28 protein-coding genes and 3 pseudogenes are annotated in these 26,994 nt (G+C 43.1%); 10 read left to right on the top strand and 21 right to left on the bottom strand.

The features are described 5' to 3' along the window. Positions 1 to 367: 367 nt before the first annotated feature. From BLS15_RS29400 to BLS15_RS07750, 4 genes and pseudogenes are all read right to left on the bottom strand, one after another. Positions 368 to 769 (bottom strand): annotated as a pseudogene (locus tag BLS15_RS29400) (carbohydrate ABC transporter permease); the annotation flags it as partial. Beyond that, the gene (locus BLS15_RS07760; RefSeq protein ID WP_021253329.1) at positions 762 to 1,112 is read right to left on the bottom strand and encodes a hypothetical protein; all 351 of its coding nucleotides are present in this window, start codon (positions 1,110 to 1,112) and stop codon (positions 762 to 764) included. The gene BLS15_RS07760 and the pseudogene BLS15_RS29400, both read right to left, overlap by 8 nt. Continuing rightward, positions 1,090 to 2,085: a HAMP domain-containing protein gene (locus tag BLS15_RS07755; protein ID WP_231515136.1), complete on the bottom strand. Its 996-nt coding sequence runs from the start codon at positions 2,083 to 2,085 to the stop codon at positions 1,090 to 1,092. Before BLS15_RS07755 ends, BLS15_RS07760 begins: the two co-directional genes overlap by 23 nt. A gap of 3 nt (positions 2,086 to 2,088) precedes the next feature. Further along, positions 2,089 to 2,745: a response regulator transcription factor gene (locus BLS15_RS07750; protein WP_028532883.1), complete on the bottom strand. Its 657-nt coding sequence runs from the start codon at positions 2,743 to 2,745 to the stop codon at positions 2,089 to 2,091. A gap of 171 nt (positions 2,746 to 2,916) precedes the next feature. Between BLS15_RS07750 and BLS15_RS07745 the strand changes: the two are divergent. Then, positions 2,917 to 3,375 (top strand): annotated as a pseudogene (locus tag BLS15_RS07745) (transposase); the annotation flags it as partial. Positions 3,376 to 3,473: 98 nt separating this feature from the next. On the opposite strand, the gene BLS15_RS07740 reads toward BLS15_RS07745, so the two are convergent. The 5 genes from BLS15_RS07740 to BLS15_RS29780 all read right to left on the bottom strand — a co-directional run bounded on the left by BLS15_RS07740 (position 3,474) and on the right by BLS15_RS29780 (position 7,930). Beyond that, on the bottom strand, positions 3,474 to 4,445 hold the full coding sequence (locus BLS15_RS07740; RefSeq protein WP_090510828.1) for a hypothetical protein: 972 nt from the start codon (positions 4,443 to 4,445) through the stop codon (positions 3,474 to 3,476). Positions 4,446 to 4,534: 89 nt separating this feature from the next. After that, a complete protein-coding gene (locus BLS15_RS07735) occupies positions 4,535 to 5,644 on the bottom strand; it encodes a hypothetical protein (RefSeq protein WP_090510826.1) in 1,110 nt (369 codons plus the stop codon). Between the two features lie 117 nt (positions 5,645 to 5,761). Then, positions 5,762 to 7,108 carry an extracellular solute-binding protein gene (locus BLS15_RS07730; RefSeq protein ID WP_021253323.1) on the bottom strand — a complete coding sequence of 449 codons (1,347 nt, stop codon included), beginning with the start codon at positions 7,106 to 7,108 and terminating at the stop codon, positions 5,762 to 5,764. Positions 7,109 to 7,284: 176 nt separating this feature from the next. Next, positions 7,285 to 7,428: a hypothetical protein gene (locus BLS15_RS29395; RefSeq protein WP_254777307.1), complete on the bottom strand. Its 144-nt coding sequence runs from the start codon at positions 7,426 to 7,428 to the stop codon at positions 7,285 to 7,287. A 373-nt stretch (positions 7,429 to 7,801) separates the two neighbouring features. Beyond that, a complete protein-coding gene (locus tag BLS15_RS29780; RefSeq protein WP_268744441.1) occupies positions 7,802 to 7,930 on the bottom strand; it encodes a hypothetical protein in 129 nt (42 codons plus the stop codon). A gap of 958 nt (positions 7,931 to 8,888) precedes the next feature. Between BLS15_RS29780 and BLS15_RS07715 the strand changes: the two genes are divergently transcribed. Both BLS15_RS07715 and BLS15_RS07710 read left to right on the top strand, forming a co-directional pair. Beyond that, the gene (locus BLS15_RS07715) at positions 8,889 to 9,461 is read left to right on the top strand and encodes a DJ-1/PfpI family protein (protein WP_090510822.1); all 573 of its coding nucleotides are present in this window, start codon (positions 8,889 to 8,891) and stop codon (positions 9,459 to 9,461) included. A gap of 83 nt (positions 9,462 to 9,544) precedes the next feature. After that, complete coding sequence (locus BLS15_RS07710) at positions 9,545 to 9,724, top strand: hypothetical protein (protein ID WP_090510817.1); 180 nt, start codon at positions 9,545 to 9,547, stop codon at positions 9,722 to 9,724. A 77-nt stretch (positions 9,725 to 9,801) separates the two neighbouring features. Here the strand turns inward: BLS15_RS07710 and BLS15_RS29390 are convergent, their stop codons facing one another. From BLS15_RS29390 to BLS15_RS07675, 7 genes are all read right to left on the bottom strand, one after another. Beyond that, positions 9,802 to 10,014, bottom strand: a complete 213-nt coding sequence (locus BLS15_RS29390; RefSeq protein ID WP_231515137.1) for an RNA polymerase sigma factor — start codon at positions 10,012 to 10,014, stop codon at positions 9,802 to 9,804. 488 nt (positions 10,015 to 10,502) lie between these two features. Next, on the bottom strand, positions 10,503 to 11,495 hold the full coding sequence (locus tag BLS15_RS07700) for a hypothetical protein (protein WP_028532888.1): 993 nt from the start codon (positions 11,493 to 11,495) through the stop codon (positions 10,503 to 10,505). Positions 11,496 to 11,638: 143 nt separating this feature from the next. Then, on the bottom strand, positions 11,639 to 13,000 hold the full coding sequence (locus BLS15_RS07695) for an ABC transporter substrate-binding protein (protein WP_036590771.1): 1,362 nt from the start codon (positions 12,998 to 13,000) through the stop codon (positions 11,639 to 11,641). A 164-nt stretch (positions 13,001 to 13,164) separates the two neighbouring features. Next, positions 13,165 to 13,680 carry an RNA polymerase sigma factor gene (locus BLS15_RS07690; protein ID WP_021253316.1) on the bottom strand — a complete coding sequence of 172 codons (516 nt, stop codon included), beginning with the start codon at positions 13,678 to 13,680 and terminating at the stop codon, positions 13,165 to 13,167. A 323-nt stretch (positions 13,681 to 14,003) separates the two neighbouring features. Beyond that, positions 14,004 to 15,008, bottom strand: coding sequence for a hypothetical protein (locus tag BLS15_RS07685; RefSeq protein WP_028532890.1), 1,005 nt, complete (start codon positions 15,006 to 15,008; stop codon positions 14,004 to 14,006). Between the two features lie 36 nt (positions 15,009 to 15,044). Next, on the bottom strand, positions 15,045 to 16,526 hold the full coding sequence (locus tag BLS15_RS07680; RefSeq protein ID WP_021253314.1) for a DUF4179 domain-containing protein: 1,482 nt from the start codon (positions 16,524 to 16,526) through the stop codon (positions 15,045 to 15,047). Continuing rightward, complete coding sequence (locus BLS15_RS07675; RefSeq protein ID WP_021253313.1) at positions 16,519 to 17,088, bottom strand: RNA polymerase sigma factor; 570 nt, start codon at positions 17,086 to 17,088, stop codon at positions 16,519 to 16,521. Before BLS15_RS07675 ends, BLS15_RS07680 begins: the two co-directional genes overlap by 8 nt. Before the next feature lie 414 nt (positions 17,089 to 17,502). Between BLS15_RS07675 and BLS15_RS07670 the strand changes: the two genes are divergently transcribed. Both BLS15_RS07670 and BLS15_RS07665 read left to right on the top strand, forming a co-directional pair. After that, positions 17,503 to 18,243 (top strand): class I SAM-dependent methyltransferase, encoded by a 741-nt coding sequence (locus BLS15_RS07670; RefSeq protein WP_028532892.1) that lies wholly within the window; start codon positions 17,503 to 17,505, stop codon positions 18,241 to 18,243. A gap of 355 nt (positions 18,244 to 18,598) precedes the next feature. Then, complete coding sequence (locus tag BLS15_RS07665) at positions 18,599 to 19,996, top strand: amino acid permease (RefSeq protein ID WP_021253311.1); 1,398 nt, start codon at positions 18,599 to 18,601, stop codon at positions 19,994 to 19,996. Here the strand turns inward: BLS15_RS07665 and BLS15_RS07660 are convergent. After that, the gene (locus BLS15_RS07660) at positions 19,938 to 20,567 is read right to left on the bottom strand and encodes a LysE family transporter (RefSeq protein WP_021253310.1); all 630 of its coding nucleotides are present in this window, start codon (positions 20,565 to 20,567) and stop codon (positions 19,938 to 19,940) included. The two genes, BLS15_RS07665 and BLS15_RS07660, sit on opposite strands and share 59 nt — an antisense overlap. A 264-nt stretch (positions 20,568 to 20,831) precedes the next feature. On the opposite strand from BLS15_RS07660, the gene BLS15_RS07655 reads away from it, so the two are divergent. The 3 genes from BLS15_RS07655 to BLS15_RS07645 are packed head-to-tail and all read left to right on the top strand — an operon-like array spanning position 20,832 to position 21,894. Then, on the top strand, positions 20,832 to 21,032 hold the full coding sequence (locus tag BLS15_RS07655; RefSeq protein WP_021253309.1) for a hypothetical protein: 201 nt from the start codon (positions 20,832 to 20,834) through the stop codon (positions 21,030 to 21,032). A gap of 29 nt (positions 21,033 to 21,061) precedes the next feature. Next, on the top strand, positions 21,062 to 21,367 hold the full coding sequence (locus BLS15_RS07650; protein ID WP_021253308.1) for a spore coat protein: 306 nt from the start codon (positions 21,062 to 21,064) through the stop codon (positions 21,365 to 21,367). A 14-nt stretch (positions 21,368 to 21,381) separates the two neighbouring features. Continuing rightward, the gene (locus BLS15_RS07645; RefSeq protein ID WP_090510812.1) at positions 21,382 to 21,894 is read left to right on the top strand and encodes a DUF3231 family protein; all 513 of its coding nucleotides are present in this window, start codon (positions 21,382 to 21,384) and stop codon (positions 21,892 to 21,894) included. 171 nt (positions 21,895 to 22,065) lie between these two features. Here BLS15_RS07645 and BLS15_RS07640 read toward each other — a convergent pair whose 3' ends face one another. Next, the gene (locus BLS15_RS07640) at positions 22,066 to 22,299 is read right to left on the bottom strand and encodes a glycine zipper domain-containing protein (RefSeq protein ID WP_021253306.1); all 234 of its coding nucleotides are present in this window, start codon (positions 22,297 to 22,299) and stop codon (positions 22,066 to 22,068) included. Between the two features lie 619 nt (positions 22,300 to 22,918). Here BLS15_RS07640 and BLS15_RS07635 point away from each other — a divergent pair. Then, complete coding sequence (locus tag BLS15_RS07635; RefSeq protein WP_231515138.1) at positions 22,919 to 24,250, top strand: FAD-binding oxidoreductase; 1,332 nt, start codon at positions 22,919 to 22,921, stop codon at positions 24,248 to 24,250. A 330-nt stretch (positions 24,251 to 24,580) separates the two neighbouring features. Here BLS15_RS07635 and BLS15_RS07630 read toward each other — a convergent pair. Then, positions 24,581 to 24,766, bottom strand: a pseudogene (locus tag BLS15_RS07630) (two-component sensor histidine kinase); the annotation flags it as partial. Positions 24,767 to 24,890: 124 nt separating this feature from the next. Here BLS15_RS07630 and BLS15_RS07625 point away from each other — a divergent pair. Beyond that, on the top strand, positions 24,891 to 25,145 hold the full coding sequence (locus tag BLS15_RS07625) for a helix-turn-helix domain-containing protein (protein WP_028532894.1): 255 nt from the start codon (positions 24,891 to 24,893) through the stop codon (positions 25,143 to 25,145). Between the two features lie 170 nt (positions 25,146 to 25,315). On the opposite strand, the gene BLS15_RS07620 is transcribed toward BLS15_RS07625, so the two are convergent. Both BLS15_RS07620 and BLS15_RS07615 read right to left on the bottom strand, forming a co-directional pair. Continuing rightward, positions 25,316 to 25,939: a LysE/ArgO family amino acid transporter gene (locus tag BLS15_RS07620; RefSeq protein ID WP_028532895.1), complete on the bottom strand. Its 624-nt coding sequence runs from the start codon at positions 25,937 to 25,939 to the stop codon at positions 25,316 to 25,318. A gap of 30 nt (positions 25,940 to 25,969) precedes the next feature. Next, positions 25,970 to 26,977, bottom strand: a complete 1,008-nt coding sequence (locus tag BLS15_RS07615) for a fatty acid desaturase family protein (RefSeq protein ID WP_036667261.1) — start codon at positions 26,975 to 26,977, stop codon at positions 25,970 to 25,972. Between the last annotated feature and the right edge of the window lie 17 nt (positions 26,978 to 26,994).

The following is a 26,994-nucleotide window of genomic DNA, read 5'->3' as shown; positions in this document are numbered from 1 at the left end:
TTTACATAAACCTTTGTGGAAATCAATTGGAAATTAGTATTTGATCTTTCGTACATATTGATCCTCGCCCTGATTTTTCACAACGATTCCTAGTTCACGTAAGTCCATTTTTAAATTTGTGGCCTTTTTCTTATCCCCTTCCCTAATTGCATTTCGACGTTCATATAAGATAGAATTCGCATTTTCTCCACATGCATGATCATCCAGGTTCCAAAGATTGAATTCATCTTTATACGGATCCTGTTCACTCCATGGGTAATGATGATACAGGAAGATTTCTCGTATTTTTTGTTACTGTTATCGATTCCAATGAATCCGTATCGGCCGTAACCGAAGGATTGTTCGAAGAGGATAAAATTGTCACCGGCAGCCAATCGTTCAACGTTCCGTTCCAGTCGAATACAATTTGCCACATCATCACAATGGAAGCGGCGGGCACTACGAGCGGCATTACAAAGGCAGTTTGCAGCCAATTGCGGATAAACAGCCTTTGGTTCAGAAGATGGGCAAAAATAGTGACAGAGCAACGATTAGCGGTATGCATACACCGGTAAATAAAAAAGTGTTAGCTGCCGCTTTGCGGAAGGAAGCGCTCTCCAACAGTGACTCATAATTGTGAAATCCGACAAAAGAGCCGTTCCCCGGGCTATCTTGAAATGAATACAGAACCCCCATGATAAAGGGAATCAAATAAAAGATGGCAAAGCCGAAAGCTTGGCGACAGGAAGAGCGCAGCCACGGCCATTTCATTGCGCAGCAGCTTATTCATTCAGTAACGTGGTTACCCGATTTTGAATCAGCTCGGCCACAGCTTCCGGAGTTTGCTGCCCGCTGAAATAGGCAATCGACTCTTCCTGCACAATTTGATCGATTTTGTTAGTATTTTTCTGAGGCGAAGAAGCAATAGAAATGGTTCCGCTCACGAGCTTCTCCAAAACATGATAGTTGGCTCCGTTCACAAACTTCTCTAAATCGTCAATATCCTTTTGGATAATCTCAAATACTTGGCCTTTCATAGGGCCGACTTCTTGATCGGATTCCACCTTCCCCGTTTTCAGCAGTTCCTTCGCTCTCTTCTCATAGGAAGCTTTATTTATTGAGAAAGCGCTCATGCGGCACCATTTCGAAGCGATCCTCTTGAAGCAGAATCAAATCCATCAGCTTCAGGGATAACGATTCCAATCGTTTTCCTTCGGAATAAATCACATTCAAGCCGTCGAGGAACACCTCCTCGTTGTACTTGGTCGTCCTCATAAAATTGGCATAGCCGATAATGGAAGTTAAAGGCGTTTTTAACTCATGAGTAAAATTATCGATAAACCGTTGCTTTTGTTCATTGAGCCGTTCAAGATCCGAAATTTTATCCTCTACGACTGCCGCCATTTCATTAAAGTTGTTGGCGAGCACTCCGATTTCGTCCTTGGACTTCAATCGAACCCTTTCCGAAAAGCCACCTTGAGCGATAACCTTCGCTGTCTTGTTTAGCCGGTCTATGGATCGTGTCAATCCTCTGCTCACGAAGAACATAATCAACATAAACAGGAAGCAGGCAGCCAAATCCACCTTAAAGAAAAAATGATATTGATCCACCCGATCCTGATATACGGGAGTCACATCTACCATGTAAGTAAACATATAAGGTTTATGATTGATATTCGCCAGGTTCGAAGTGAAGAGAATCGTGCGCTGGTCGATGTCCCGCAAAATATAGCGGATTTCATTCTCCTTCAGCTTGTCCAGCTCGTTGCGCTGAGCAGGCAGCGGAAAATTTATATTGCTGAACACCGGCCGGTTCGTTTTGTCCCTGATATCCAGGTACACCCGTTGATCACTGTTTTTATGTATAAATTCATTGGCAATTCTCGTTAATACCGTTTTCTCGTAATCAATAGAGTCATAGATGCGCAAAATCGGTACAATCGCCTCAACGCTCGTATGGATACTCATATGTTGACTCATCGCGTTGTTGATTTCTTGCTCTAGCATTTTGTTATGGCTCCGCTCAATGACCATGATGGAAGCTGCATGAAAGATGAGGAGAAATACGAGGATCGTGAAGACATAAATTTTCTGCCAAAACTTCATCCCCTAGTCCTCCAGCCGGTAGCCCATTTTGTATATCGTCTTGATATGATCATGGAGATCCAATTTCTTGCGAAGCGATTTGATATGCATATCAACCGTTCTCGTCTCCCCATAATAGTCGTATCCCCATACTTTTTCGATGAACTGTTCTCTGGAGAGGGCAATATTTTTGTTTTTCAGCAGAACGATAAGCAAGTCGTATTCCTTCGGCGTTAGCTCGACGGGTATCCCTTGTTTGATGACTTCTCTTTTGTCCAAATCCACTTGAATCGTTTGAAATGCCATCAGCCGCTCTTCTTTTCCATATCTTCGCAACACAGCTTCGATCCGGGCCAGCAGCTCAATCGCTTCGAAGGGCTTGACGATGTAGTCGTCCGCTCCGAGCTTCAATCCGTCGACCTTGTCGTATACTGAGTTTTTCGCTGTCAGAAAAATGACCGGAATGCGGTAGGGCCGAATTTTCTCCATCAATTCGAATCCGTCCAGATGCGGAATCATTACATCCAACAGGATGAGGTCGAACGGCCCCCGCTTCAGCGCCTCCAGCGCTTCCAAGCCGTCGTAAGCCTCGGCGGTCTCATAGTTTACTAGATTGAGGTTCATTTTAATAATTTTCGAGATATGAATATCGTCTTCGACAATCAATATTTTTTGTGTCATGACCTCAGCACTCCTTGCAAGCAGTTCTTATGTTCCATAATAAGGAGAATAGATTGCGACAGCAAGTGCAACTGCGAGGCGGAGGAAAATCGTTACCGGATCGCGACTACCAATATAGTAACTGACAAAGGATCTGCCTGGCGGCAGTTTTCTACCTTTCCAACAGATCCTTTGTTCTGTAAGCAGTTTATTGTGACCTTCTTAATTAACCGCATCGTTTCATACTGTAAGTATTATGGCAGACCGGCAAACGAACCGGGATTACTGTTTCGTTTGTTGTTCTTACAGATCCTGTACAATCTCTCGGATGAGCGAATCATACAGGAAGCTCAAGTAAATCCGGCATACAAATGGTTTATTGGGATCAATCCAGAAGACTCGCTTCCAGATGCGCGCTTCGGCTGGAAGAGCAGTTCCAAATCGTTTTTTGGGTACAAAGAACATATTGCAATGACGGAAGAAGAAATTATTACCGCCCTAGAGGTGACACCGGGAAGCACCGACGAAGGGAAGCAATTGTTGGCGTTGCTCGAACAGACAACAGCAAATGGCATAAACGTAAGCGAAGGCTTCGAATATAACAAGGACGCCGATTTCGTCGTCTGTCCAGCTGTTGTAAACGCAAAGCGGATGGTAAAACTAATAGAGCAAAAGCAGCCTATTCCTCAAGTGAGGATAGACTGCTTTTTTCTCTTATGAGACTACTGCAAAACGAATACAGTTAACGTCTATTTGCTCGATCTGATGTACACGGGTTTCTTTTCAGCATCCAACGCTGCTTGCAATACCGTCTCTTTACCTTTAACAAAATAATAATCTTTAAATAGGTTGTCCCACTTCACTTCACATCCCGAAATATCGATATTGAATAATTCCTTGGCAAGCGGAGCGACCACTTCCTTTGCATCTTTTTCCGTAACCTCTTGGTTGGTCGTTACCTTTTTTCTTGTATTATTAAATACGTTCAAGACCTTTCCCTTTTTTGCTTCCATCTGAAGTGACACATCGTTATCCTTAAGTGATAACGTTTGAACTTTGTCACCTTTAGAATAAAGTTGAGCTTCTGTGATTTCAAAATCATGATCAAATGCCGTTTTCATCGCTTTTGCTGCCGTTTCCAGCGACTTTGACTCGAGCTCTTCCTTGGCAAGCTTTATTAAAACTCTACTCTCAAATTCCGCCTTACCCGATGCTTCCCAATGTGCCTCAAAATCCTTCCCTGTCAACCAATACGAAAAATAATCATCTTTTAGTTTTTCATTTTTACCATCATAAAGGCGACTCAGAACCACTTCTTTATCAAGGACGTATGTTTTCTTCGCGTATGCACTTTTCAGTGCTTTCAGGATCTTCTCCTGATCCTGTTTGCTGATTTTATCGATTGGGATCGTTCCGCTGATTTGCCTTACTTCTCCTTTTTCATAATCGAAGTAGACGACATATTTTCCATCAATCGATGTAACCTTTGCATCTGTAGCAAATGTAGTCTCGGCAGCCTCCTGCAACTTTATCTCTTTCTCCGCGAATTGCTTTACCGCTTTTTGCAGCTTGGCCGCCAGCTTCTGGTCGATCTGAACCTTCTTATTATCCGTTTGCTTCTGCGCTTGCGCAGCCTCGGCTCCTGCAACAATCGGGCCTGCCACGGCAACTAACATACTGGATACGATCATAGACGCTAGAATTGCTTTTTTTAAATTCATACTAAACCCTCCTACATATTCTCATTGCGTACCACTGGTGTATCGCTGATACTGAGTCAAAATATAATTAAATGGTTCATTTGCAACGTTTATTTAGATTTCACTTCCATATCTGCTACATAACCGTCGAACTGCGCATCAGCAGCTTTCCCAGCGCATATGTATACAATCTTTTTATTCGCATCGAGCGCTGCTCTCACATTCATGCCATTTTTGCTGGTGAAATAATAATCCTTCCTGTGTTCATCCCATTTCACGCTATGTCCATTCATGTCGATATTAAATAATTTCTTTGCTAACGGGGCAACCGCTTCTTTCGCCTCTTTTTCTGAAATTCCCTTATGATCTCGTACTCTTATTCCAAACTCATTGTACATGCCTTTTATTTCTCCTGTATTGGGATCCGCATAAACCGTAACTTTGCCATCATGAAATACCCACGCTGCCTCTGCTTTATTTTTCCCATGAGCCGTTATTGGGAATACATTAACTGCAAGCTGAGCACTTGTCATTTCAAATTTATGTTGAAACGCCGTCTTAGCAGCAGCTATAACTGTTGGCAGCAATTTCGGATCAAGCTCTTTCTTATCAAAATCAATACGGAGATAATCAGTTTTCAGTTGACCATCATCATCAAAATCGATTGAGAAAGTGGAGAAATCTTTTCCTTTCAATTCGTACCGTTTCTCCTTAGATAGCTTTACTCTGTCAAGAGGATTAAATGCTCTAACGTTTAGTTTACTCACCCAAACTTCTTGTTCAAAGGCGTACTTCTTCTTTGCATACTTGGCATACTTCGCATCTATTACTTTCAACCACTTTAAGACTTCTTCTTGATGCTGCTTGCTGATTTGGTCGATCGTGGTTTGGCCGCCTACCCACAAGATAATTTCCTTATCCTTAAGACTGTCAAATTGTACACAATATTTTCCATCTACCGATCGAACTTCTGCCAGACCTGCAACAACCTTATTATAAATTAATTCACGCTTGCCCACCTTCTGCAATTCAACATCTTTCCCGGCAAATAATTTTATCGCTTGATTCAGCTTTTCAGCAAGCTTCGGATCTATTTGAATCGTCCGGTGATCCGATTGTTTCTGTTCTTGCGCCTTGGCCCCCGCAGGAATCGGGCCTGCCAATGTAGTCAGCATGCTGGATACGACCAGTGTTGCGACGATTGCTTTTTTCAAATTCATGATAAATCCTCCTATGTAATTACTTGAATATAAAATCGATTAGATATTTTAGCGTAGGAATTGGTAAATAACCACATAACATTCCATTAACATCAATTAAGAACACGTTACTATTCCTTAAGGCTTCTTACCTGACGCTGCTCGCGCTTGTATAAGCAACTCTTGCGCCTTGGCCTCCAATACGGCAGCCGCTTCATCCACTGACTTCTTGTTATCGACAACGGCTTGCAGCTCTTCCCGCAGCGGCTCATCGAACAGCGTGAAGAACTTGAATGGAACACGACCGCTCTGCCGTATGGAGTCAGCCTGCTTGACCTTCAGCATATAGAACGCTTCCATGCTCTTGCCCTTGAATTCCTTCACATATCCGGTACGCGAAGGCAAAGTGCCGTCCATCGTTTTCGAACGGGCATGAGCCATTTCCGGGCCGCACACGAACTTGACGAATTCCCAGGCAGCTCGCTTATTAGACGAGTCGGCGGCAATCGCAAAGAGAGAGTCAAGGTACACGCCTGTAGATTTATCCGCAGGATCAATCGGTACCGTGACAGCTTCCCACTCTACCGGCACCTTATCCGCGTTAAATCCGAATTCTCCGGCATGGGGGACACCTTTGAACGTCATCGCGGCCACGCCGTCGTCGAAGAGGTTTTGCGACGAATCGAGTTGAGCTACGGGGTCGAAATATACCACATTGTTGCGTACTGCATCCGTAGCCAGACTCATCGCCTCTTTCCAGCCTTTGGAATTAATGAGCACCTTCTCTCCCTTCGGATCGAACAGCTGCAATCCGTAGGTCTTGGCGATATCGTACATCAAATCGCCAACACCTCTCAAGTCATCAAGAAAAACGCCGCGCACCGGACGATCGCCGTGTTTAATATTGGAAAATATTGCACCTAGCTCGAAAACCTCCCGCCAGGTCATCTTGTTCGTTGGTGGATCGATCTGATTCTCCCGGAACAATGCGGTGTTATAGTGCAAAGCCTTAATGCCGACTGCAGGAGTCAGCCCATATAGCTTGCCGTCGCCTAAATTTTTGATGACATCGATCAGTCCCGGCATGAACCCTTCGATATCATAGTTGTCCTGCCGAATCGCTTCCTCTATGCCGTACAGCTTCCCATTGGCGGCGAATTGCTCAAAATTTTGCTGATCCAGCAATAGCACATCTGCACCAGAGCGCTCCAACAACTTCCTTACCTCTGAATCATATTCATCTGGATTAATCATTTTCCCGAGATTTTTCAGTACCTGAATTTTAGGGATGACTTCAACTTCAATTTGCGGGTAGTTCATCTTAAAATATTTTCCATAATCTAGGTCAAATGCTTCCTCAGTCTGATAGATCACCTTGATTTTGCTTGGCTGTATAGGCTCCAGCACTTCCTTCTTGCCGAAGCAGCCGCTCATTAAGGAAACGATCATTAGCAGCAAGATCACAATCTTCCATCTATTATGCATATTTTCTATCTCCCTCTTTGTTCAAGCGCAGTTTGCAATGAACCCTGTACTTCTTCTAGTTTCAAACTGAAAGAAAGGTTAATCAGATAACGTCTATTTGCTCGATCTGATGTACACGGGTTTCTTATCAGCATCCAACGCTGCTTGCAATACCGTCTCTTTGCCTTTAACAATCTTTAAATAGGTTGTCCCACTTCACATCCCGAAATATCGATATTGAATAATTCCTTGGCAAGCGGAGCGACCACTTCCTTTGCATCTTTTTCCGTAACCTCTTGGTTGGTCGTTACCTTTTTTCTTGTTTTATGATACACGTTCAAGACATTTGAACCTTGTCCCCATCAGAATGAAGTTGAGCGGATGTTAATTCAAAATCATGAACAAATGCCGTTTTCATTGCTTTTGCTGCACCACTTCTTTATCAAGGACGTATGTTTTCTTCGTGTATACACTTTTCAGTGCTTTCAGGATCTTCGCCTGAGCCTCTTTACTGATTTTATCGAGTGGAATCGTTCCTTCTACCGCCGATACTTTACCTTTTTTATAATCGAAGACAACGACATACTTTCCATCTACCGATTTAACTTACGCCTCTGTATTAAATGTAGACTCGGCAGCATCCTGCAACTTTACCTCTTTCCCCGCAAATTGCTTTACCGCTTTTTGCAGCTTGGCGGCCAGTTTCTGGTCAATTTAAACCTTCTTGTTAACTATTTGCTTCTGCCCTTGCGCAGCCTCGGCTCCTGCAGGAATCGGTCCTGCCACGGCCACTAACATACTGGATACGATCAAAGACGCTAGAATTGCTTTTTTAATGTTCATTTTATTTCCTCCTATAATGGAACAACTGATAGCTATAATGCTAATGAATGGAATAGAACTTTACCACGAAACTTTATATGAATAAAAATTAAGAGAACATTAATGTTTGGATAGAAGTATCGGAGCACATAAAAAAAAGCACCCTTTCGGATGCTTCAAATGGATAATCTCTACTTCTACTTTTTTGCATTATTCCTCTAGTCTACTTCTAACAGGGCTTTCTCCTCCAGTAAGTGCATTATCCCCGGATTTAAGGTACACTACCTTTTTATTGGCATCTAATGCCACTCTTACTCTGGTTTCTTGATCTTTAACGAAGCAGTAGTCTTGATATAAGCTATTCCACTTTACTTCGTATCCCGTAATATCGATACTGAATAATTCCTTGGCAAGCGGAGCGACCACGTCTTTAGCCTCTTTTTCCGTATTTTTTTGTTAGTCGTTACCGCTTTACGCGCTTTATGAAATACGTTAGTTACCTTTCCCAGCTCCTTTCAACCGATACATCCGTATCCTCAAGCATCCATCTAAAGCCGTTTGTTAGTTTAGCATATTTTCCGTCTATGGATTCAACCTTTGCACCATCAGGAGAGGATTCTATCTTCTCGCCGACACTCTTCAGCTTAATCTCTTTCCTGCATATACTTTGATTGCTTTTTGCAGATGGAGGCTTCTCCCATCCAGTATAGCAAAGAGCCTTTTTTAATTCGCTTATTACCCCTACTTGGTTTACCGCAATCGATCTAACATTTCTTGCCGCTTGATCTGAAGCTCGGCAACCGCATCGTCCAGCGTTTCCTCTTTGTTAATAATGGATTTCAGCGCAGCCGACAATAACGAATCGAATTCAGCTTGGTAACGCTGGGGCTATATCCAGTTATTAAACAATTTAAACCTCGTTACCTCCACTTGAAATTGTTATAATGTTTTTAATATTTTTATAATGGAGGGCTAGAGAATGAAAATTGCAATAGTCTGTTTCGATAACTTTACTGATATAGATGTTTTTTTACCATGGGATTTATTAAATCGTGTACGTCTAGTTGGCGGTATTTCTGATTGGAGTGTCCAACTATTAGGAACGGAAAAAACTCATATATCCATGTCTGACTTACGTATCCCCATGACAGGAAGCATATCTGATATACCTTCCGCTGACGCTGTAATATTTGCAAGTGGTAAGGGTGTACAAGATTTATATCAAAATCAAGAATATCTTAATAGCATTCATGTAGATCCTCAAAGACAATTAATAGGCTCTATGTGTTCTGGTTCACTACTACTAGGAGCTAAAAAATTGTTAACTGGCAAAAAAGCAACTACATATCCATCCGTAGTAGAACAACTTAAAGAATTTGATGTAGACGTTATTGAGCAAAGTTTCGTAAACGAAGGAAATATCTCGACTGCCGCAGGTTGTTTTGCTGCTCAAGATCTCTCAGCTTGGATTATAAGAACCCTAATTAATGAAGAAATGGTTGACACTGTGCTAGAAACTGTTCAGCCAGTGGGCAAAGGTTTATATTTTTAATTTCAAATCAAGTCAGAAATAGATAATGCTACACGACAGCTACTCAACTCGGCGCCTTCGGCTACCGCTTCTGGAGCAAGCCGATGCCGAAGCTGAAACGATATCTTAAAAAGGGAAAACCACATCCGTTGGAGCAGGTCACCGACAAGAAAGACAGACAGCGGATTCGATTGACATTTCAGGCCATCGAAGGATTCGTCATGTGCAGTTGCTTCGTAACGGGACTGGTACAGATGATCTCCTTGCGCTTTTCTCTTTTCTGAGTGCGCTCCTAACCTGCTCTTCCGCTATCTCCGGACTCCATCCAAGACCGTCATTACCGGACGGTCACTGGGTTATATTACATGATCCCTCTACGGTTCTGTTTAAACAGCTTGATCGTGTTATCAATTTTCGCTTTGATCGTGTTGAGCGGCATTTCCGTCATCTCCGTAATTTCTTCTATCGTATATCCTTCTACATACTTCAGTTGAATAAGCAATCGCGTCATTGGCGACTGTTGTTTCATAAAGGCTTGCAACTCCAAATTCTCTTCCGTCGTTTGGCGTTTCACAAGTCCCTTAACTTCTTCATCATCGATGAAGACAATTAATTTACTATTGAGCAAATGGGATTTGCATTTTCGCAATTCGGTACGATTCGTCTTGAATTTGTTGTATTAACATACGCGAAGCTGTTCATATCGCCCCGCTGCGCACGGTCAATCATCATCTTCTGATCCATAGTTTCTCCTTGGCAACGAGGCATGAGTGCTCAAAATAGTTCTGGAATCTTCACATATAATTATATTCGGATGTTTTTTTAAAACGAAGATTCTGTCACTGTGGCTCTCTAGCAGCATTGTTATCATTCCCCCCGGTTCCATTAAGTCTAAAAATGTCTTTGATTATAGAGGTATTGTTCGTAAAAGCGGTTAATATCACGCTAATGAGGGTAACTGACAAAGGATCTGCCTGGCGGTAGTTTTCTACCTTTCCAACAGATCCTTTGTCTTGTAAGCAGCTTATTGTGATCTTCTTATGATTTCAATCGCTATTCGGGTTAATTTTTCAGGCCCTTCATCGGCTGCTGCTCGAATGTATGGAATGTCCCTTTTGGATTGACAAGCGCGATAACGGTCGGCTGTCCTTGCTTTGTGAACGTATAGCGGTCGAGCTGTATCGCTACCTTCGTTCCCTTCAAATCAACGCCAAATAGCTGCTTTACCTTCGGCGCGGCCTTGGCTATCGCCTGTTCGGACGTGAGTATCGGCTGGGCAAACGCTTGCTTATATTCATCATCGGATTTAAAGGATTCTTCTTCTCGAAGCAATACGGCCCCCCATATCTTCCCGGTAATGGCTCCGATGTGGAGGATACATATCTTCAATTCTGCATCAATGAACTCTAGTACCTTGCCCTCCTTGTTCTGAGGGTTATGATTCAAGTTCACCCCATTAAGTACCTTTACGTCCTGCCCGCCGTTTAATAGTTTCATCGTTTTGCGCGCAATATCAACCTTGGAGTTGTCTGGCGCCTTCGCATAGCTAACTGTTGCCTTTGTTACTTTGCCGCTTTTGCCATCAATCGTGACAGAAGCGAAATTCTGACCTTGCAGGATCCATGTATCCTGTCCTCTATATGCGCCTTTCACCTGTGCCATCTTCGGATCCAATTCTTTCAATTTATTCTTGCCCGTTGTCAAAATGGACATAGGTACATCCTTAAGATCTGCAACTAAGCTGAAAGATACGATTTCTCCAGATTGCGAATTGACGATAATGTCTCCGCGTTTATCCTTAAGCTTGAACATAATGTACTCCCCATCAGGCAGATTCGGCATTCCTACCCGCGAATAATCGACAATTTCATAAACCGAATTTGGCATGGCATCCTTTATTGCCTTTTTCACCTTCGCAATGATGTCTTCGCTAACTTCGATTTTGTCCTTCGATTGTTGGGCAAAAGCCCTTGGCAAATAAGCCGCTTCGGATAAGACCCCTATAGAGAGTGAACTTACAAGCATTACAGCGACAACTGTTTTCTTCACATTCATTTCGATTCCCTCCTAAAGTTGAAATATTATAATGTATACTTCATAATCGAACGATTGGATCGTTATAAGACAAAAGGGCAATCCTTTATTATTCACTTGAAAGAGAACGTCAGAATACAGAAGGTTCCCCTGTAATCAACTTTTCAGGGAGAGGTCTGCTCTTTTTTCTCCCTCTCCTCTGTATGCGCCTTGTTCAGCATTTGCTGCCCCTTCGCTTCCAGTTCATTGACCGCCTCATCCGGCGTCATCTCGCGCTGCATGACCGCTTGCAAAGTTTTGTCCAACAATTCACTGAACGGTGAGTAGAAGTCTTCCGGCACATGTTTGTTGCCGTACCCTACCCAGAATCCCAAGCTCCCTTCAACAGGGGAAGATTCCGTAGATGACTTGGGTTTCAACATATAGAACGGTTCTGTGCTCCTGCCCTCCAATTCCTTGAAAAATTGGTTTCTCGTCGGCAAAGTAGATATCGGATTGCGGGAAGCAACCTTCTCCATGCTCGTTCCATTGACGAATTGGACGAACTCCCAGGCAGCCCGCTTGTTCGCGGAGTCCGCCATTACCGCAAAAATTTCCGACAAGCGCACCTTGGAGGACTCGTCAGGTCTTGCTAAGTCGATCGGTACCGTAACGATATCCCAATTGATAGAGCTCAATTTTTTATCGCGCAGAGGGGCACGCCGCAGCTCTTTGGCGAACCAAGGGCCATCCATGACCATGGCCGCCTTCCCCTGAAGGAACAGATTGTTCATTCCTTCTACTTGTCCGGGCGGATAATTCCGCACCGCATCCGTTGCCATCCGAATGGCTTGCTTCCACCCGTCGGATCGGATGCGCATCTTCGCTCCCTTCGCATCAACGACTTGAAGGGAAGAAGTCGATGCAATATTTATCAATAATTCGGAAGGCCTTTGATACAAACCGTAAATTTCGTTATTGCCAGTTCTCATATCGTCAAAGCGCTTGGATAAAGACAGCACTTCCTGCCAGCTCATCTTGTTGCGTGGCAGTTCGATGTTGTACGCTTGGAACAAGTCGCGATTGTAATAAATCACTTGATTATAAAAATAAGGGGACAACCCGTACAGCTTCCCTCTTCCTTTCGTACGAATCATTTCGATTAGGCCCGGCATGTAGCCTTCCAGGTCGAATTTTTCTTGTGCAATAATGTCATCCAACGCATAGAGCTTTCCTTGCTGCGCATACGATTCGAACATATGCTCACTCAGCAGCACAACGTCCGGCTTGTGCTTGTCCAGCAGTTTTTCCATATCTGCTGCCGTATCCGCCTCAGCAGTGCTAATGATTTCAACCTCAATATTCGGGAATTTGACATTGAAATAGCTTCCGTAATCGCGGTAGAACGATTCCTCACCGTAATAAGTAACTTTTATTTTCCCCTTGTTTTCATCCAATGGATCCAATACCGGCTTTTCCAAAAAACATCCCGTTAATACAGACAACATGCTCAGCAGCAATATGCCCAACCTCCATCTTTTACTCAAGTCTTTCTCCCCTCCTTGTATTTGAATAGCCTCTCGGCATTCGCCGAGTCAGCTTAATTTTATATGTACCGACTGCGATGCTTCCTGTTCTTTTTCGGCTCCATTATTACATGCTCTCATTTGCTGCATATGCGAAGGAAATTACCGGACAGTCACTGGGTATATTACATCCTCCCTCTACGGCTCTGTTTAAACAGCTTGATCGTCGTGTTATCAATTTTCGTTTTGATCGTGTTGAGCGGCATTTCCGTCATCTCCGTAATTTCTTCTATCGTATATCCTTCTGCATACTTCAGTTGAATAAGCAATCGCGTCATTGGCGACTGTTGTTTCATAAAGGCTTGCAACTCCAAATTCTCTTCCGTCGTTTGGCGTTTCACAAGTCCCTTAACTTCTTTATCATCGATGTAGACGCTTAATTTACTATTGAGCAAATGGGATTTGCATTTTTGAATCACAATCCGATTGAACCAAATATTGAATCTTTCCGGATTATCGAGTTTTTGGATATGAATAACGGCTTCTTCCACAGCATCACATACCGCGTCCATGCTGGCGGCTTCATCGAGTAGACAGCTATTAGCAATTCGGTACGATTCGTCTTGAATTTGTTGTATTACAAACGCGAAGCTGCTCTTATCGCCCCGCTGCGCACGGTCAATCATCATCTTCTGAACCATAGTTCCTCCTCGGCAACGAGGCATGAGTGCTCAAAATAGTTCTGGAATCTGCAAATATAATTATTTACGGATGGTTTTTTTAAACCGAAGATTCTGTCACTATGGCTCTCTAGCAACATTGTTTTCATTCGATTTTTTTGCAATCATGGTAACTCCCGGTTCCATTAAGTCTAAAAAAAGTACCCTTTTATTAAGTTCATATCACGCTAATGAGGGTAACTGACAAAGGATCTGCCTGGCGGTAGTTTTCTACCTTTCCAACAGATCCTTTGTTCTGTTTGCAGCTTATTGTGATCTTCTTATGATTTCATCGCTTTTACTTGTTAATTTTTCAGGCCCTTAATCGGCTGCTGCTCGAATGTATGGAATGTCCCTTTTGGATTGACAAGCGCGATAACGGTCGGCTGTCCTTGCTTAGTGAACGTATAGCGATCGAGCTGTATCGCTACCTTCGATCCCTTCAAATCAACGCCAAATAGCTGCTTTACCGTCGGCGCAGCCTTGGTGATCGCCTGTTCGGACGTGAGTATCGGCTGGGCAAACGCTTGCTTATATTCATCGTCGGATTTATAGTATTCTTTTTCTCGAAGCAATTCGGCCTCCCATACTTTCCCGGTATCCGCTCCGATGTGCACTTTGTGCAGGATAGAATTCTTCAATCCTTCATCAAAGAACTTCAGCACCTTTCCCTCCTTGTTCTGAGGATTATAATTTAGGTTCACCCCATCAAGCACCTTTACGTGCTGTCCGCCGTTTAAGAGCTTCATCGTTTTACGCGCAATATCAACCTTAGATTTATCTGGTGCCTTCGCATAGCTAATGTTTGCCTTTGTTACTTTTCCGCTTTTTCCATCAATAGTGACAAAAGTAGCTAAATTCATACCGTGCAGGGTCCAAGTATCCTTGCCTCTAGATGCGTCTTTTACCTGCGCCATCTTCGGATCCAATTCTTTCAGTTTATTTTTGCCTGCAGTTAGAATGGACAAAGGTACATCCTTGAGATCCGCCACCAGGCTGAAAAGCACGATTTCTTCGGATTGTGAATTGACGACTATATGTCCACGTTTGTCCCTTAGCTCGAAACGAATGTACTCCCCGTCAGGCAAATTCGGCATTCCTACCTGCGAATAATCGACAATTTCATAAGCCGAATTTGGCATGGCATCTTTTATTGCCTTTTTCACCTTCGCAATCATTTCTTCGCTAACCTCGATTTTGGCCTTCGCTTGTTGGGCAAAAGCCCTTGGCAAATAAGCCGCTTCGGATAAAACTCCTGTAGATAGTGCACATACAAGCATTGCAGCGACACCGGTTTTCTTCACATTCATTTCGTTTCCTCCTAAAATGAGCAAAACCTAAGTGACTTATTTGTCTTCTGTTGGCATTGGCAATGGTACTTTCCAATTCAGGTCATAGCTCTTTTCTGCCAATTCTGAAGTAAGACTAAGCTTTTGAGGGAGTTCTTTCATGTCATAGCTTTGCAATTTCATTCGGATATGGTTTCTGCCTTGTTCATCTTTTCCTATCATTTTAAAGTCTCCACCTGTTACATCGTATACTTTGCCCGCTTCATCCTTAATCGTCCAACCAAAACGATTTATAATTTTATCTGTGTCATCATCCATTAAAATCGTATCTGCTATATTAATATAGGTTATATCCTTTAAATAAGCCTCTAGTAAAATCGTAACGTGCTTCTCAGTCTTGGGAGATGCTTCATTTATTGGTTCATCAAAGGATACGGACTTGATCTCAATCGTTTTGCCATCCATATCTACTCGTACAGGTTTGTCGGCAAGCTGTTTTGGCTCAAATGATATGCCTAGCTCATACGGTTCTGTTTTTACTAAAGAATCCAATACTAGCGTATATTGATGATCAGGAGACAGTGGAGCAAATCCATACTGCCGATTCGAATGACCGTATTCTCCCAAGGCCTTGCGTGGCGCATCAAGCGCCCTAGTTAAATCACTTACTTTCTCTCCTTTTTCATCTTCAACATGAAAATTCAGTTTAAAATCATCATAGCGAACATAAGGATCAGCTGAATCTAATTTTCCTTTCACTTGTTTGCTTTCCTCTACTAATCTTTTCTTTGCCTCTTCCGTCCATTTCGTTTCATAATCCACAAGAGCAGCAGTTGGTGAATGCATAATGCTGTTTAGTTTGATTTGCAGTCCCTGTGGTGTGGTATACGTCTTATCGATTGGCAGCACCTGAGAAGCCTTTGTTGTTTTTTCTAAATCAAAAGGAATCTTTAAGGCCCAATTTCCCTTAACCGAGTCGATCTGATTTCCCTCGAACTGTAATACAAGCTTCTGTTCTTCTGTTTCCCCGGGTTTTTTTAGAGTGAGATATCCGTAATTTTCTTGCTTTTCTAACTGATATATTTCAGTTTCTTTAATGACATTCCCTTTCAAATCTGTTACCTCTACGTTACTTATTTGAAGCTTATCCGGATGAATAAAGTTCTTTTGCTGATCCTTGATCGAATAAACGGCTACAATTCTCATTGGATCGGCCAATATCTCCTCTATTTCAAGGGTATAGCCCTGATCAGTAACAGAGGCATTTACCTTCTGTGAAAAACCCTCTTGCACTGCATGTTGCAGTTCTTGATCAGAACTATCAAATAATGATTTAACATAGGCCGCAAAGGTAGGACTCACCGAAATCGTTAAAAGCAGAGCGCAGCTAATGGAGACGGGAAGTACCCAAGTGCCTAGTAAACGCGACCTTTTTCTTTTAGCGGCTACCACTTCGTAAGGGATCACAAAATTAGGCTGATCCAATTCTCCAGCTACTTTTTTTAGAGTTTGTGTAATCTGTTGGTCAAGATTAGTCATGCACGACCACTCCCATCTCAGTAATTACCTGCGTTTCTTTCTTCGCTTGTATGTTTTCAGCAATTAACTTTCTGGCCTTATGTAACCTTGATTTTACCGTTCCCTCAAACACACCGAGGATTTTGGCAATTTCAGCTATACTAAACTCTTCATAATAGTAAAGAATAACGGCAGAGCGATGCTTCGGCGTCATCAACTGAATCGCTTGCCAAATCTGCTGCTCCTGCTCCCTTTGCAGAATACTCTCCAATGGATTTTGCCCAGGGTCAATAGTGTCCATATATTCTTCCGTTTTTTTCTTTCTTCGCACTATATTAAGTGCACGATGTGTCACAATTTTCATAAACCAAGCTCGAAATGATGTCCCTTTTCGTTCATCATATCGATAAAGGGATTGATACGCTTCCCATAGAGCTTCTTGAACGGCATCCTGAGCTAGATGGTAATCATGGACGATCAAATAAGCAACTCGAAATGCACTAGTTAAGTGAGGTTGAACAAGTGTTTCAAAATCATCTGGATTTCCCTCCCTGGGTATTGGATAATGATTGCTTTCTTTCACTTCAAAGACCTCCTCATTTTTCCTTTCACTTCTTATTCACCAGTTCTCGTATTTTGGTTCATAAATAGAGAAAAAAACTTTTCCCTTACTTGGGTGAACTGGTTGATGATCAGATTGACAGAGCTTTTTTACATCTGTAATTGACTCTGGGAAATACAAAAAAAGAGCCGCAACCGCGACTCAAACAAGTCAACTGAAAAACTGCCGTCAAATATGGTTCCATATCCGTAAATCAACCGGTTCGAGGATATACCCATCAGGCAGAGATAGCTCGACCGGGACCATAGCCTGCGTTTCAGTGTGTATCTGTGTCTCATCCGGATTGTCCTCTGAGAAAAGTAATGACCAGCCTACAACCTCATTATAATTAATATATTTTTGTATTTCATTAAAGCGTTTAAAAAGGGCTTTGACATGGACAAGAATTCTGTGTATCAAACAAACAGCTTCTATTGGAATACAAAAGGAAGCGACTTCTTAGGAGCAATCGTGCTTCCTTTTTACGGAGCATTTGTCTCCGAAGAAAAATGCCAGCTTTTTGGCGATGTCTCAGGGAAAAAGATGCTGGAGATAGGCTGTGGAAACGGTCAATCCTTGCAATATCACGGGGAACGCAAAGCATCTGAACTATGGGCTGTGGATATATCAGAACAACAACTCGAAAAGGCAAAGCATCACTTGACGGCATGCGACTTGTCAGCAAAATTGATCTGCTCTCCCATGGAAGAAGAATGTGGCATACCAACGGATTATTTTGACTTTGTTTATTCGATTTATGCCATAGGCTGGACCACCGACCTTGAGGGTACTTTTGGCCGAATCGCTTCTTACCTTAAAAAAGACGGCGTATTTATTTTCAGTTGGTCTCACCCCATACACAAATGTGTTGTTGCAGAAAACGATATGCTTGCTTTTAATAAATGTTATTTTGATGAATCTTGGTATTCGGTATCTCTTGATGAAGGTGCGCTAACATTATCGGATCGTAAACTTTCAACCTATGTGAATGCGTTGGCAAAAGCGGGATTTGTCATTGAGCAAATGATTGAGGAATCTGATGATGAAATTTTGCAATCGCAGGACGATAACAACGATTTTGCAAAAAAAGCGAAGATGCTCCCTGTAACTTTTGTAATCAAAGCAAGAAAACGATAAACAGAACTCTCCAGCGGTAAAGAATCTTACATATTAATTCATTTGTATACGGGTGGTGTCAGCTAGCTGGTACTACCCCTATTACATATGAAAGACTGTTACATATGCCTAATTAACGACATCAGAACGCGTCTTTCTTCAATTAACCCGCATGAACCGATACGAGCCTCTGAAAGCAAGAATACCGGTTAGATCGCTCTAAACGCTATTTCAGCTTCACTCCTATCATATAACGGCCACCATATCCTCTTTTATTTGGTTACAATCCCATTAGCCGCTACAAGTTTGCATAATGCTTAAGTCTCCAGAAAATAATAACATGATTAAACAATGAGCTATTCCGGAGGCACTGCGTATGTCAGAAAACAGTAAGAATACTAAGAAACTGCAATGGTGGCAGCTCTCTTTGCTTGGTGTAGCTTGTACAGTCGGAACGGGGTTCTTCTTAGGTTCACATATCGCGATCCAAGTCGGGGGCCCATCAGCTGTCATTGCATACGCATTGGCTGCATTTGGGGCCTACCTTGTCTATGATTATCTATCTCAAATGACGGCAAAAGATCCGATGGAGGGCTCCTTTCGCTCCTACGCAAAGAAAGCATTCGGTCAGTGGGCAGGCTTCAGCAGCGGGTGGGTATATTGGTCGGCGGAATTGCTGATTATGGGGAGCCAGCTAACGGCCCTATCCCTGTTTTCCCGATTCTGGTTCCCGCAGATCCCGATGTGGTGCTTTGCAGCAGGCTTCGGAATTCTTGGATTGTTAATCATCACTTGGGGTACGCAAGGCTTCGAACGAATGGAAAGTATTTTCGCCGTGATGAAAATAGCTGCGATCCTCGTCTTCTTCATCATTGCTGCTTTGGCGTTATTCGGCGTATTAAAAACGAATTCCCATGGCCCGGATTTCCCAAAAAATTGGCTGCCTACAGGGATAACGGGGTTTTGGGCGGCCTTAATATTCGCATTCTATGGTTATGGAGGTCTGGAAGCGTTAGGACTAATGACGACGCGGTTAAAAGATCCCAAAGACGCCCCGAAGGCAGGCAAGAGTATGCTGCTTCTTCTAATGTTGACGTATGTCGTATCAATTGGTCTGGTGCTTATGTTGGAGCCATGGCAATCCTATGCGGCGAAAGAAAGTCCATTCGTAGTCGCATTAGTGGATTACAAGCTGACGTTTGTCCCGCATTTTTTCAACGCGGTGCTCATTATTGCAGGATTCTCAACGATGACGGCTTCCCTATTTGCCGTTACATCAATGATAGTAACACTGGCCTCCGATGGTGATGCCCCCGCCTTTTTCGCAAAAACAAGAAAGAAGGAAGAACGGAAACCATGGGCAGCCATTGGATTAACGGCTACCGGGCTTGCCGGATCGGTTCTATTCGCCTTATTGATGCCAGAGAGCATATATGAGTATATTACGACCGCCGCGGGCATGATGCTGCTCTATAATTGGCTCTTTATATTGCTGACGTCAGGCAGGCTGCTTCGATTGAATGGATGGGGAAAGGCAAAGCGTTACATTGGCATGGCATTAGTTGTATTAGCCTTGAGCGGCACCCTATTCCATAAAATCAGCAGGCCGGGATTTTTCATCAGTCTCGGGTTCGTTGCGGTCATAGGGTGCGTCACTCTAATCATGAGGCATTTTTGGAACAAGCAGGAACATGATTCCTTTGAAGAAAGTCGATTTACACCCGAAACAAAACGCGATAGGCTTCGAAACCGAAATAAAGGCCGAATCCGATAAGAGATAAACCGGAGATAATCGATATCGCTGCCAACAGGCGAGCAGTTAAAAATTTTCTGAACATGCTGGCTACGAGTGCCATTAGAACATCCCACAACAAAATGCCAGCCATTATCGCCGAGCTATATAATAGAACTTCTTTAGCATTGTACTTGGCAATCATGTCAGCCAGAACGGAGCCGTATATTCCGACCCAGAACAAAATCGAGAGCGGATTGGAGATCGACATTATGAAGCCGGCGCTGAACGATTTGGCTAGTGATTCTTTGCTGCTTCTCATTTCGTTTCCGGTTTTCCCTGCGTTAATCAGGCTCTCGATACCAATGTAAGTTAGGATAAAGAACCCGAACAGCAGCAGAAACGTCTTCATAAACGGAATGTTCAGGAAATGAATCACTCCAAAATAAACGAGCAGCATAAATACTCCGTCGGCAACCATTGCACCAAGGCCGACGAGCCAAGCATGCAAAAATCCCCCCCTTATCCCTCGATCCATCTGAGCGGCATTGATCGGGCCAATGGGAGCGGCCAATGATAAACCTAACAGAAAATGGTTAATCAATATATTCACTTTCGTACCTCCTCATATACACTGCTTATAGATAATATGAGGGGAATGTGGCTTGTACGACTACTTTAGATCAAACAGAAAGCTGCAATCTTGATGGTGGCAGCTTACGTTCAAAAAATGTTTATCTTTCAGATAACTCAGCAAATTTACCCATAGCGTATTCAAAACATTCGAGTAAGGTGAATAAATCTACTCTCTTGGAGCACATTACTTAAAAGATTCAATCTGTACCTAAATTTGCATGACTGGATAGGAGGATTTGCTGTGAATAATCAACTTGCAACGCATGAGGTATTGGAGATCCATGAACTGATGAATAGCAAAAACACCTGCATGAACAAAACGGCATCTATGTACAATTTGGTTTCTTGCGAACAGTTAAAAGCATTGATGGAAACCGACATTCAAAACTCAGCTCAAGCGATAGCCGACTATAAAAACATTCTGACTCGCATCCAACAATAAAGTGACTATCACAGAAAGGTGAACGAATTATGAATCACTTAGCTAAAAATTTTACCGGAATGAACGGAATGTCCGATCAAATCATTGCCTCTGACATGCTTATCACCGCAAAATCCGGAGTTAAAGATTTGGCGGTTGCCATTACAGAAGCCGCAACGCCGGAAATCAGAAATGTACTAAAAAAACATTTGGACACGGCCATTCAAACCCATGAAGCAATCACTTCCTACATGGTGGGAAAAGGTTTTTACCATCCTTACAACGTGCACGAGCAGTTGCAGGTAGACATAAATGCTGCAAATACATCCTTACATTTATTTAACGCTGAAAGGTAAAAGGAGCATAGAATATGGGAATTCTAACCGGTAATCCGAAAGATGAGCCATTACATTATGGAGAGATATTCGATGTATGGGGATTCTCAACCAAAGCTAAAGGGTGCGTCTCTGTATATCGAGCTTACCTCAACCATGCTGGGGACAAGGATCTAAAAAGGTTATTAGAGGACTTAGTTAACCAGGCTGAGCTTGAAGCAAAGGAATGCGATCAAATATTAATCGAGAATGGAATAGCACCTAGTCCGTACCCGCCTGAGAGACCGGAAGCCAAACTTGAGGAAATACCTGTTGGGGCTCGACTTGCGGATCAAGAAATTGCACCGTTGGTTTCTGCTGATACGGCAGCCAGCATGGTTGCCTGCAGCCAAGTAATGGGGAAATCCATTCGGGAAGACATTGGAGCACTGTTTGGAAAATACCACATGACTAAAGCAGCTCTTGGATTGAAAGCTCTTGAAATGAGTAAGGAAAAAGGGTGGCTAATTCCGCCTCCTCTGCTAATAAAGAGACCGGAAACAGATTAGAAGAATAAACGACAAGTTAGAGCAAAAAACTTAACACTCCATCTGTTGTTTAGATTAATCATCGCGTAGCGGTGTGGATATTAACGGTATCAAGAGCAGAATATTGACAATTGAGCAAAATAGAGGGTGCAGAGTTTCCTCGGCACCCTGATTTCTCACTAAAATATGGAGCTAGTCCTGTTTATCCTGTTCAGATCCGGTATTATTATCAACTTGATCGCCTGCCTTATTGCCTAACGATGCGCCTACGATACCACCTACAACAGTTCCTACAGGGCCCAAAGCAGAACCAACTACAGCACCTACAGCACCACCACTTACTGTTCCTACAGTCTCTCCAGTTCCCAGACCAGCCGTGTTGTGTTTAGAATCATCGTTTCGGTTACGTTCGTTGTGTTTAGCCATTTTTGTCACTCCTCATTTTGTGATAGGAAACGCTGCTGTTGCCTGCGTATCATTCCAAAACATATCTTTCCCTACCCTAACTAAATTGATTCACCAAGCTGGAGACGCACAACCAATAAGGAAAAATTTAATGAATGCATGGCTTCTACTATATTTGTATTTCAAACTCCCACAGAGCTCCTAAATGCCCCATGTTTTGGAGAGCATCTACCCAGGTGTGCTAATGCTGTTCATGATGATGCAGTTGATTAGGCATGATGTATAACATGGTGTGATCTCCTTCGAAAACTCCTGATAATGGGTATTGAGCATCGCTTCAATGATATAGTGGGAAATAAACAGCATGCCTCAGGCAATCATCCATACACCTTTATCATACCGATCATTTACTAATGATGACTTTCAAATCGACTGTTTTCTAGAGGGGAAATAACAAAGCGATGGGATGTGTGATGAATGGGTGGAAAGAAGCTCCGTAGAGTAAAAAACACCAACAAAAGGCTTCCCAAGAAAGGGGCTTGTACTGAAACACCTTAAGATTAGGAGAAAAGCGAAAAATACTGGGACTAGTACCTGTAGAGGAAAAACCGTTCATGTACTGAGGCGTGGTAGTCCGCCTGTGCTAACTGGAGATATTGTTCGACCAAGTAATCCAGAATATCAAAGCGCGCGGCAGGAGTTTAACCGCTACTTCAACAAATTCCCTCGGGTCATTGTTTTCGCTCGGGAAACTAAAGATGTCGTAAACGCTGTTCGCTGGGCTCGTTATTATAACGTCCCCCTTCGCATGCGTTCCGGACGTCACAGTTACGAGGGATTATCAGTCGTTACTGGAGGAATTGTAATTGACGTGACCAACTTGCATGAGGTAGATGTGAACCGGAAGAACAACACTGCCACTGTAGGGACTGGGATTCGCGGCGGTATGTTGAACCAAGCGCTCTGGGAGGAGAGACTTGTCGTTCCGGTCGGACTCTGCCGAACAACAGGCATCGGAGGGGTTACCTTAGGAGGCGGTCACAGTATTCTTTCTCGACAATATGGTCTCACACAGGACCACTTACTCGATGCTGAAATAGTCACTGCCGACGGACGTGTTCTCCATGCTAACGCCAACAATCATGCTGACCTATTTTGGGCGTTGCGTGGCGGTGGAGGCGGAAACTTCGGCATCTGTACCAAGTACCGATTCCGTACTCACCGCATTGAAAATGTCGCCTATGCTGAAATCACCTGGGACTTACGTGATATGGAACCAGTAATTCGAACATGGCAACAGCTTACTGCTCCCGGCTCAGACCCAAGATTGGGTCCCCTTCTCGCTATTAATAACGGACAACAAGGGCCCCCAGAGAAACCTATATTTTTTCAAGGCGTATTTCTCGGTACAACCACAGAGCTGCAACAATTACTCCAGCCATTACTGCTGACCGGCTCTCCAAGGAACGTATCCATTGAAGAGATAACATGGATCGATTCCGTAAACCGAATAGCGGATGCCCAGGTTTCGCAGCCTTATCCTTTTAAGGGCGTAGCTCCCTATGTTGAACACCTGCCTGACAAAGGCATATTCACCATTAGGCGCTTTATCGAAAATCCACCCACCTCCTCGGCAGGCGCCTTTTTTCATGGCTTGAACGCGGCGGTCGCCAACGTGCCAAGGCGGGCTATAGCTTACTTTTGGCGTAAGGCTTGGTCAGATGTGACAATCCAGGCTACTTTGGGTACATCAGTAGAGAACAAGCGGGGAATCCGTTGGGTGGAAGACTTTCGCCGAGCGATGCTTCCATTTACTCATGGAGTTTACGTCAATACACCAGACCTCTTCATTAAGAAATGGCCCCGGGCTTACTACGGCGCTAACTTTGCACGACTAACACGGGTTAAAAGGAAGTATGATCCGAAAAATTTCTTTCATTTCCCGCAAAGCATTCCGCCCACCCGCTGCTAAACTGCACTACCCTATCTTAATCTAAGCATTACGAAAATACTTTTTTTCTATTGGAGCGATAACGCGGCGATGGTTCTAATACATCTCGTCTTATCGGTACTTTGACTCTGTGCGCATTAACTAATAACAAAAAAGGATAGAACCCCACTGAGATCATCAGGGCTCTATCCTTTTTCGATTGATTATTTCCCGCCGGCGTTCGTTAAAACGTCAACCATTGCTTGGTACCCATGTTTTTTTTGCATGTTGCAATGGTGTCACTCCACTACTATTAGCCAGATTCACGCCGGCTCCCTGGTTCTCAACTCGCATGGATCCTATGTCATCGCCGAGGAAGATCGACTCTTCTTGTTCTGTCAGCGGATTAAGCTGGTAATGGACTTTATAGAAATCCCGAATGCTATGAATGTCGCCTGTCGCCGCAGTCGTGAACAGACCAGCAATCAAGAAAAAGACGGAAAGGCTAATGATAAGCATCGCTGTATAAGACAGCAGTAGTTTGACTCTAATTGACATAACTCACCTCAGCCCTTTTTGACAATGAATGCCCTATTCATCATTATTATAGTAAGAATCGAGTACGAACGTCATCGTACATGCAAACTAGAAAGAATCGATCTTAGACTCCAATATTAAGGAGATGGAATTAGAAGCTTTCTTTACTCAAAGTCTTGGTAAGGTTTATGAACATGACCAGCTGCACGGAACGAGCTATATCGTAACGTTAGAGCATAACCATCTTAATATAAGTGAAACAGCTAAAACATTGTTCATCCACAGAAACACGCTGATCTATCGCATTGAAAAAATCAATGAAATTCTAAACACTGACTTGAAAATCGCAGAGGAATTACTGAAAATCCAGTTAGCTCTAAAAATAGCTAGGCTTTTATAAAGATGGATAAATGATTGATATTGCACAATATACAAGCGGTAAGGCCATGATGATATTAAACGGCTTCCTGTTTATAATGACATAAAGAAAAAAACCGCATTTTAGCGGTTTTTTTAACGTCACTATGTTCTTGTCATCCGACAAACTAGTACATGTGACTCTCTCAAGTCTCAAGCCATCAATTGTTCAATCAGTTGCTTTAATATATATATCGCGACAGCCCAAATAATAATGGCCGAAATCTTATTGATATTACGGATTAACCTACCATTGCTATCTAATTTTCCTACGGCCTTCCCTGCAATCGCGAGCGCAAAAAACCAGCACCAAGATACAACGACGCAGGCAACAGTGAATACAAATTTTTCATTCCCCGTATAACTTAGTGAACTTGTGCCAATGACGCCTATCGTATCTAAGATTGCATGAGGATTTAGCAACGAGACAGAAAGTGCAAACAATATCTGCTTCTTGGCATTTAATACATTCCCGTCCTGCTCCGTGTTAGGAGGCTCACTCTTCCAGACGGACCATCCCATATAGACTAGAAATACCAGCCCAGCACCAAAGAGAATAAGCTGCAGCCATGCAAGCTGTAACACAACGAGTGAGACACCCAGCACAGCCAGCAAGATTAGCAAGGTGTCACATAATGCGGCAGTTAGAATTACGGGTAACGCTCGTGAAAATCTCTTCTGCAATGCTCCTTGATTAAATACGAATACGTTTTGCGCCCCAAGTGGAATAATGAGACCAAAAGCTAATGCGACGCCATGAAAAAATGCAACAGTCAAGATCCTTCCTCCTATTGTCCTGCTGAAATGCTATTCTATTCTTTTATTGCGGCTATTGCGGCCAAAGTGCCTTCCACAGATGTCTTCGATGGCGCTAAAGAAGCCGGGAACAAATGATTTAAAAAATCCAGTACAGTGATGCGCCTTCCTATATTCCTCGTCCTCCATTAGCATTATATGGGCTTTCTTCAAGTTGTAATGAGGTACAGCCGGAAATAGGTGATGAACTAGGTGGAAATTGTCGTGGTGGGGGTGAATTAAAAAACGTTCAATTGGATTGCCGAACGTGTTGCGGCTTGCGTACAGTTCATTGTCTGTCTTCAGACCGGAATGTTCTGCCATCTCAGCCCAATATCGAAAAATTTGAAAGGTCGTTAGCAATGGCACAAACCAGAATAATAAAAGTTCTTTCCAAAAACCGAAAGAAATACTGCTTGCTATTATTGTAAGCCAATAAATTGATTTGGCAAGCTTTTCTGACCGTGGTTCTTCCTTGGAAAGGATGTTTACGCGAATCGTACCGTAAATATACTTGGGAACATGTGTTAGGGTTAAGGGCTTGAGGATGTGACGAATCAGAAACTGTTTGATACTGTCCTGTGGCTTATCCAGCCCGATCAACGCGTAGCGTTTCGTATCTGGGTCATATTCTGGATCCCACAGGTGCTTGTGATGCATGTAATGTGATTTGCAATAAGTCGTGTAGGAAGTGAATACAGGAAATGCTACAAAAAAGCAAGCCATCCACTTATTCAGGTTGCGGTTCTCGAATAACAGAATATGACTAGCCTCGTGCATTAAGTTGTCGAAGGCTCTCATCCTACTGCCAATTAAGCAGAGACTAATCAAATACATCCACCAGCTTGGATAAGCTTTAGCGAGATAGATACCTCCTGCAATAATCAGCCAGTCGTAGCTAATTGCGAAAAAATTATACCAATTGTTCCTTTTCTGCAGCTTTTGTACTTTCTTTCGTATCTCAGTTGAGAATATCGCCTTCTTCACGATATGTTTCTCGCTGCGTACATCTTCCTCCATCATTATGCCTCCTTCTT

Origin of the sequence: Paenibacillus sp. cl6col (genome assembly GCF_900102125.1) — a bacterium.
Classification (GTDB): Bacteria; Bacillota; Bacilli; order Paenibacillales; family Paenibacillaceae; genus Paenibacillus_B; species Paenibacillus_B suaedae.
This window is presented reverse-complemented; position numbering and strand designations above follow the sequence as displayed.

What these genes read in the sequence shown, in the direction of transcription:
- BLS15_RS07760 (WP_021253329.1), bottom strand. Translation starts at nt 1,112, where the DNA reads ATGAGCGCTTTCTCAATAAATAAAGCTTCCTATGAGAAGAGAGCGAAG.
- BLS15_RS07755 (WP_231515136.1), bottom strand. Translation starts at nt 2,085, where the DNA reads ATGAAGTTTTGGCAGAAAATTTATGTCTTCACGATCCTCGTATTTCTC.
- BLS15_RS07750 (WP_028532883.1), bottom strand. Translation starts at nt 2,745, where the DNA reads ATGACACAAAAAATATTGATTGTCGAAGACGATATTCATATCTCGAAA.
- BLS15_RS07740 (WP_090510828.1), bottom strand. Translation starts at nt 4,445, where the DNA reads ATGAATTTAAAAAAAGCAATTCTAGCGTCTATGATCGTATCCAGTATG.
- BLS15_RS07735 (WP_090510826.1), bottom strand. Translation starts at nt 5,644, where the DNA reads ATGAATTTGAAAAAAGCAATCGTCGCAACACTGGTCGTATCCAGCATG.
- BLS15_RS07730 (WP_021253323.1), bottom strand. Translation starts at nt 7,108, where the DNA reads ATGCATAATAGATGGAAGATTGTGATCTTGCTGCTAATGATCGTTTCC.
- BLS15_RS29780 (WP_268744441.1), bottom strand. Translation starts at nt 7,930, where the DNA reads ATGAACATTAAAAAAGCAATTCTAGCGTCTTTGATCGTATCCAGTATG.
- BLS15_RS07715 (WP_090510822.1), top strand. Translation starts at nt 8,889, where the DNA reads ATGAAAATTGCAATAGTCTGTTTCGATAACTTTACTGATATAGATGTT.
- BLS15_RS07710 (WP_090510817.1), top strand. Translation starts at nt 9,545, where the DNA reads ATGCCGAAGCTGAAACGATATCTTAAAAAGGGAAAACCACATCCGTTG.
- BLS15_RS07700 (WP_028532888.1), bottom strand. Translation starts at nt 11,495, where the DNA reads ATGAATGTGAAGAAAACAGTTGTCGCTGTAATGCTTGTAAGTTCACTC.
- BLS15_RS07690 (WP_021253316.1), bottom strand. Translation starts at nt 13,680, where the DNA reads ATGGTTCAGAAGATGATGATTGACCGTGCGCAGCGGGGCGATAAGAGC.
- BLS15_RS07685 (WP_028532890.1), bottom strand. Translation starts at nt 15,008, where the DNA reads ATGAATGTGAAGAAAACCGGTGTCGCTGCAATGCTTGTATGTGCACTA.
- BLS15_RS07680 (WP_021253314.1), bottom strand. Translation starts at nt 16,526, where the DNA reads ATGACTAATCTTGACCAACAGATTACACAAACTCTAAAAAAAGTAGCT.
- BLS15_RS07670 (WP_028532892.1), top strand. Translation starts at nt 17,503, where the DNA reads ATGGACAAGAATTCTGTGTATCAAACAAACAGCTTCTATTGGAATACA.
- BLS15_RS07665 (WP_021253311.1), top strand. Translation starts at nt 18,599, where the DNA reads ATGTCAGAAAACAGTAAGAATACTAAGAAACTGCAATGGTGGCAGCTC.
- BLS15_RS07650 (WP_021253308.1), top strand. Translation starts at nt 21,062, where the DNA reads ATGAATCACTTAGCTAAAAATTTTACCGGAATGAACGGAATGTCCGAT.
- BLS15_RS07645 (WP_090510812.1), top strand. Translation starts at nt 21,382, where the DNA reads ATGGGAATTCTAACCGGTAATCCGAAAGATGAGCCATTACATTATGGA.
- BLS15_RS07640 (WP_021253306.1), bottom strand. Translation starts at nt 22,299, where the DNA reads ATGGCTAAACACAACGAACGTAACCGAAACGATGATTCTAAACACAAC.
- BLS15_RS07625 (WP_028532894.1), top strand. Translation starts at nt 24,891, where the DNA reads ATGGAATTAGAAGCTTTCTTTACTCAAAGTCTTGGTAAGGTTTATGAA.
- BLS15_RS07615 (WP_036667261.1), bottom strand. Translation starts at nt 26,977, where the DNA reads ATGGAGGAAGATGTACGCAGCGAGAAACATATCGTGAAGAAGGCGATA.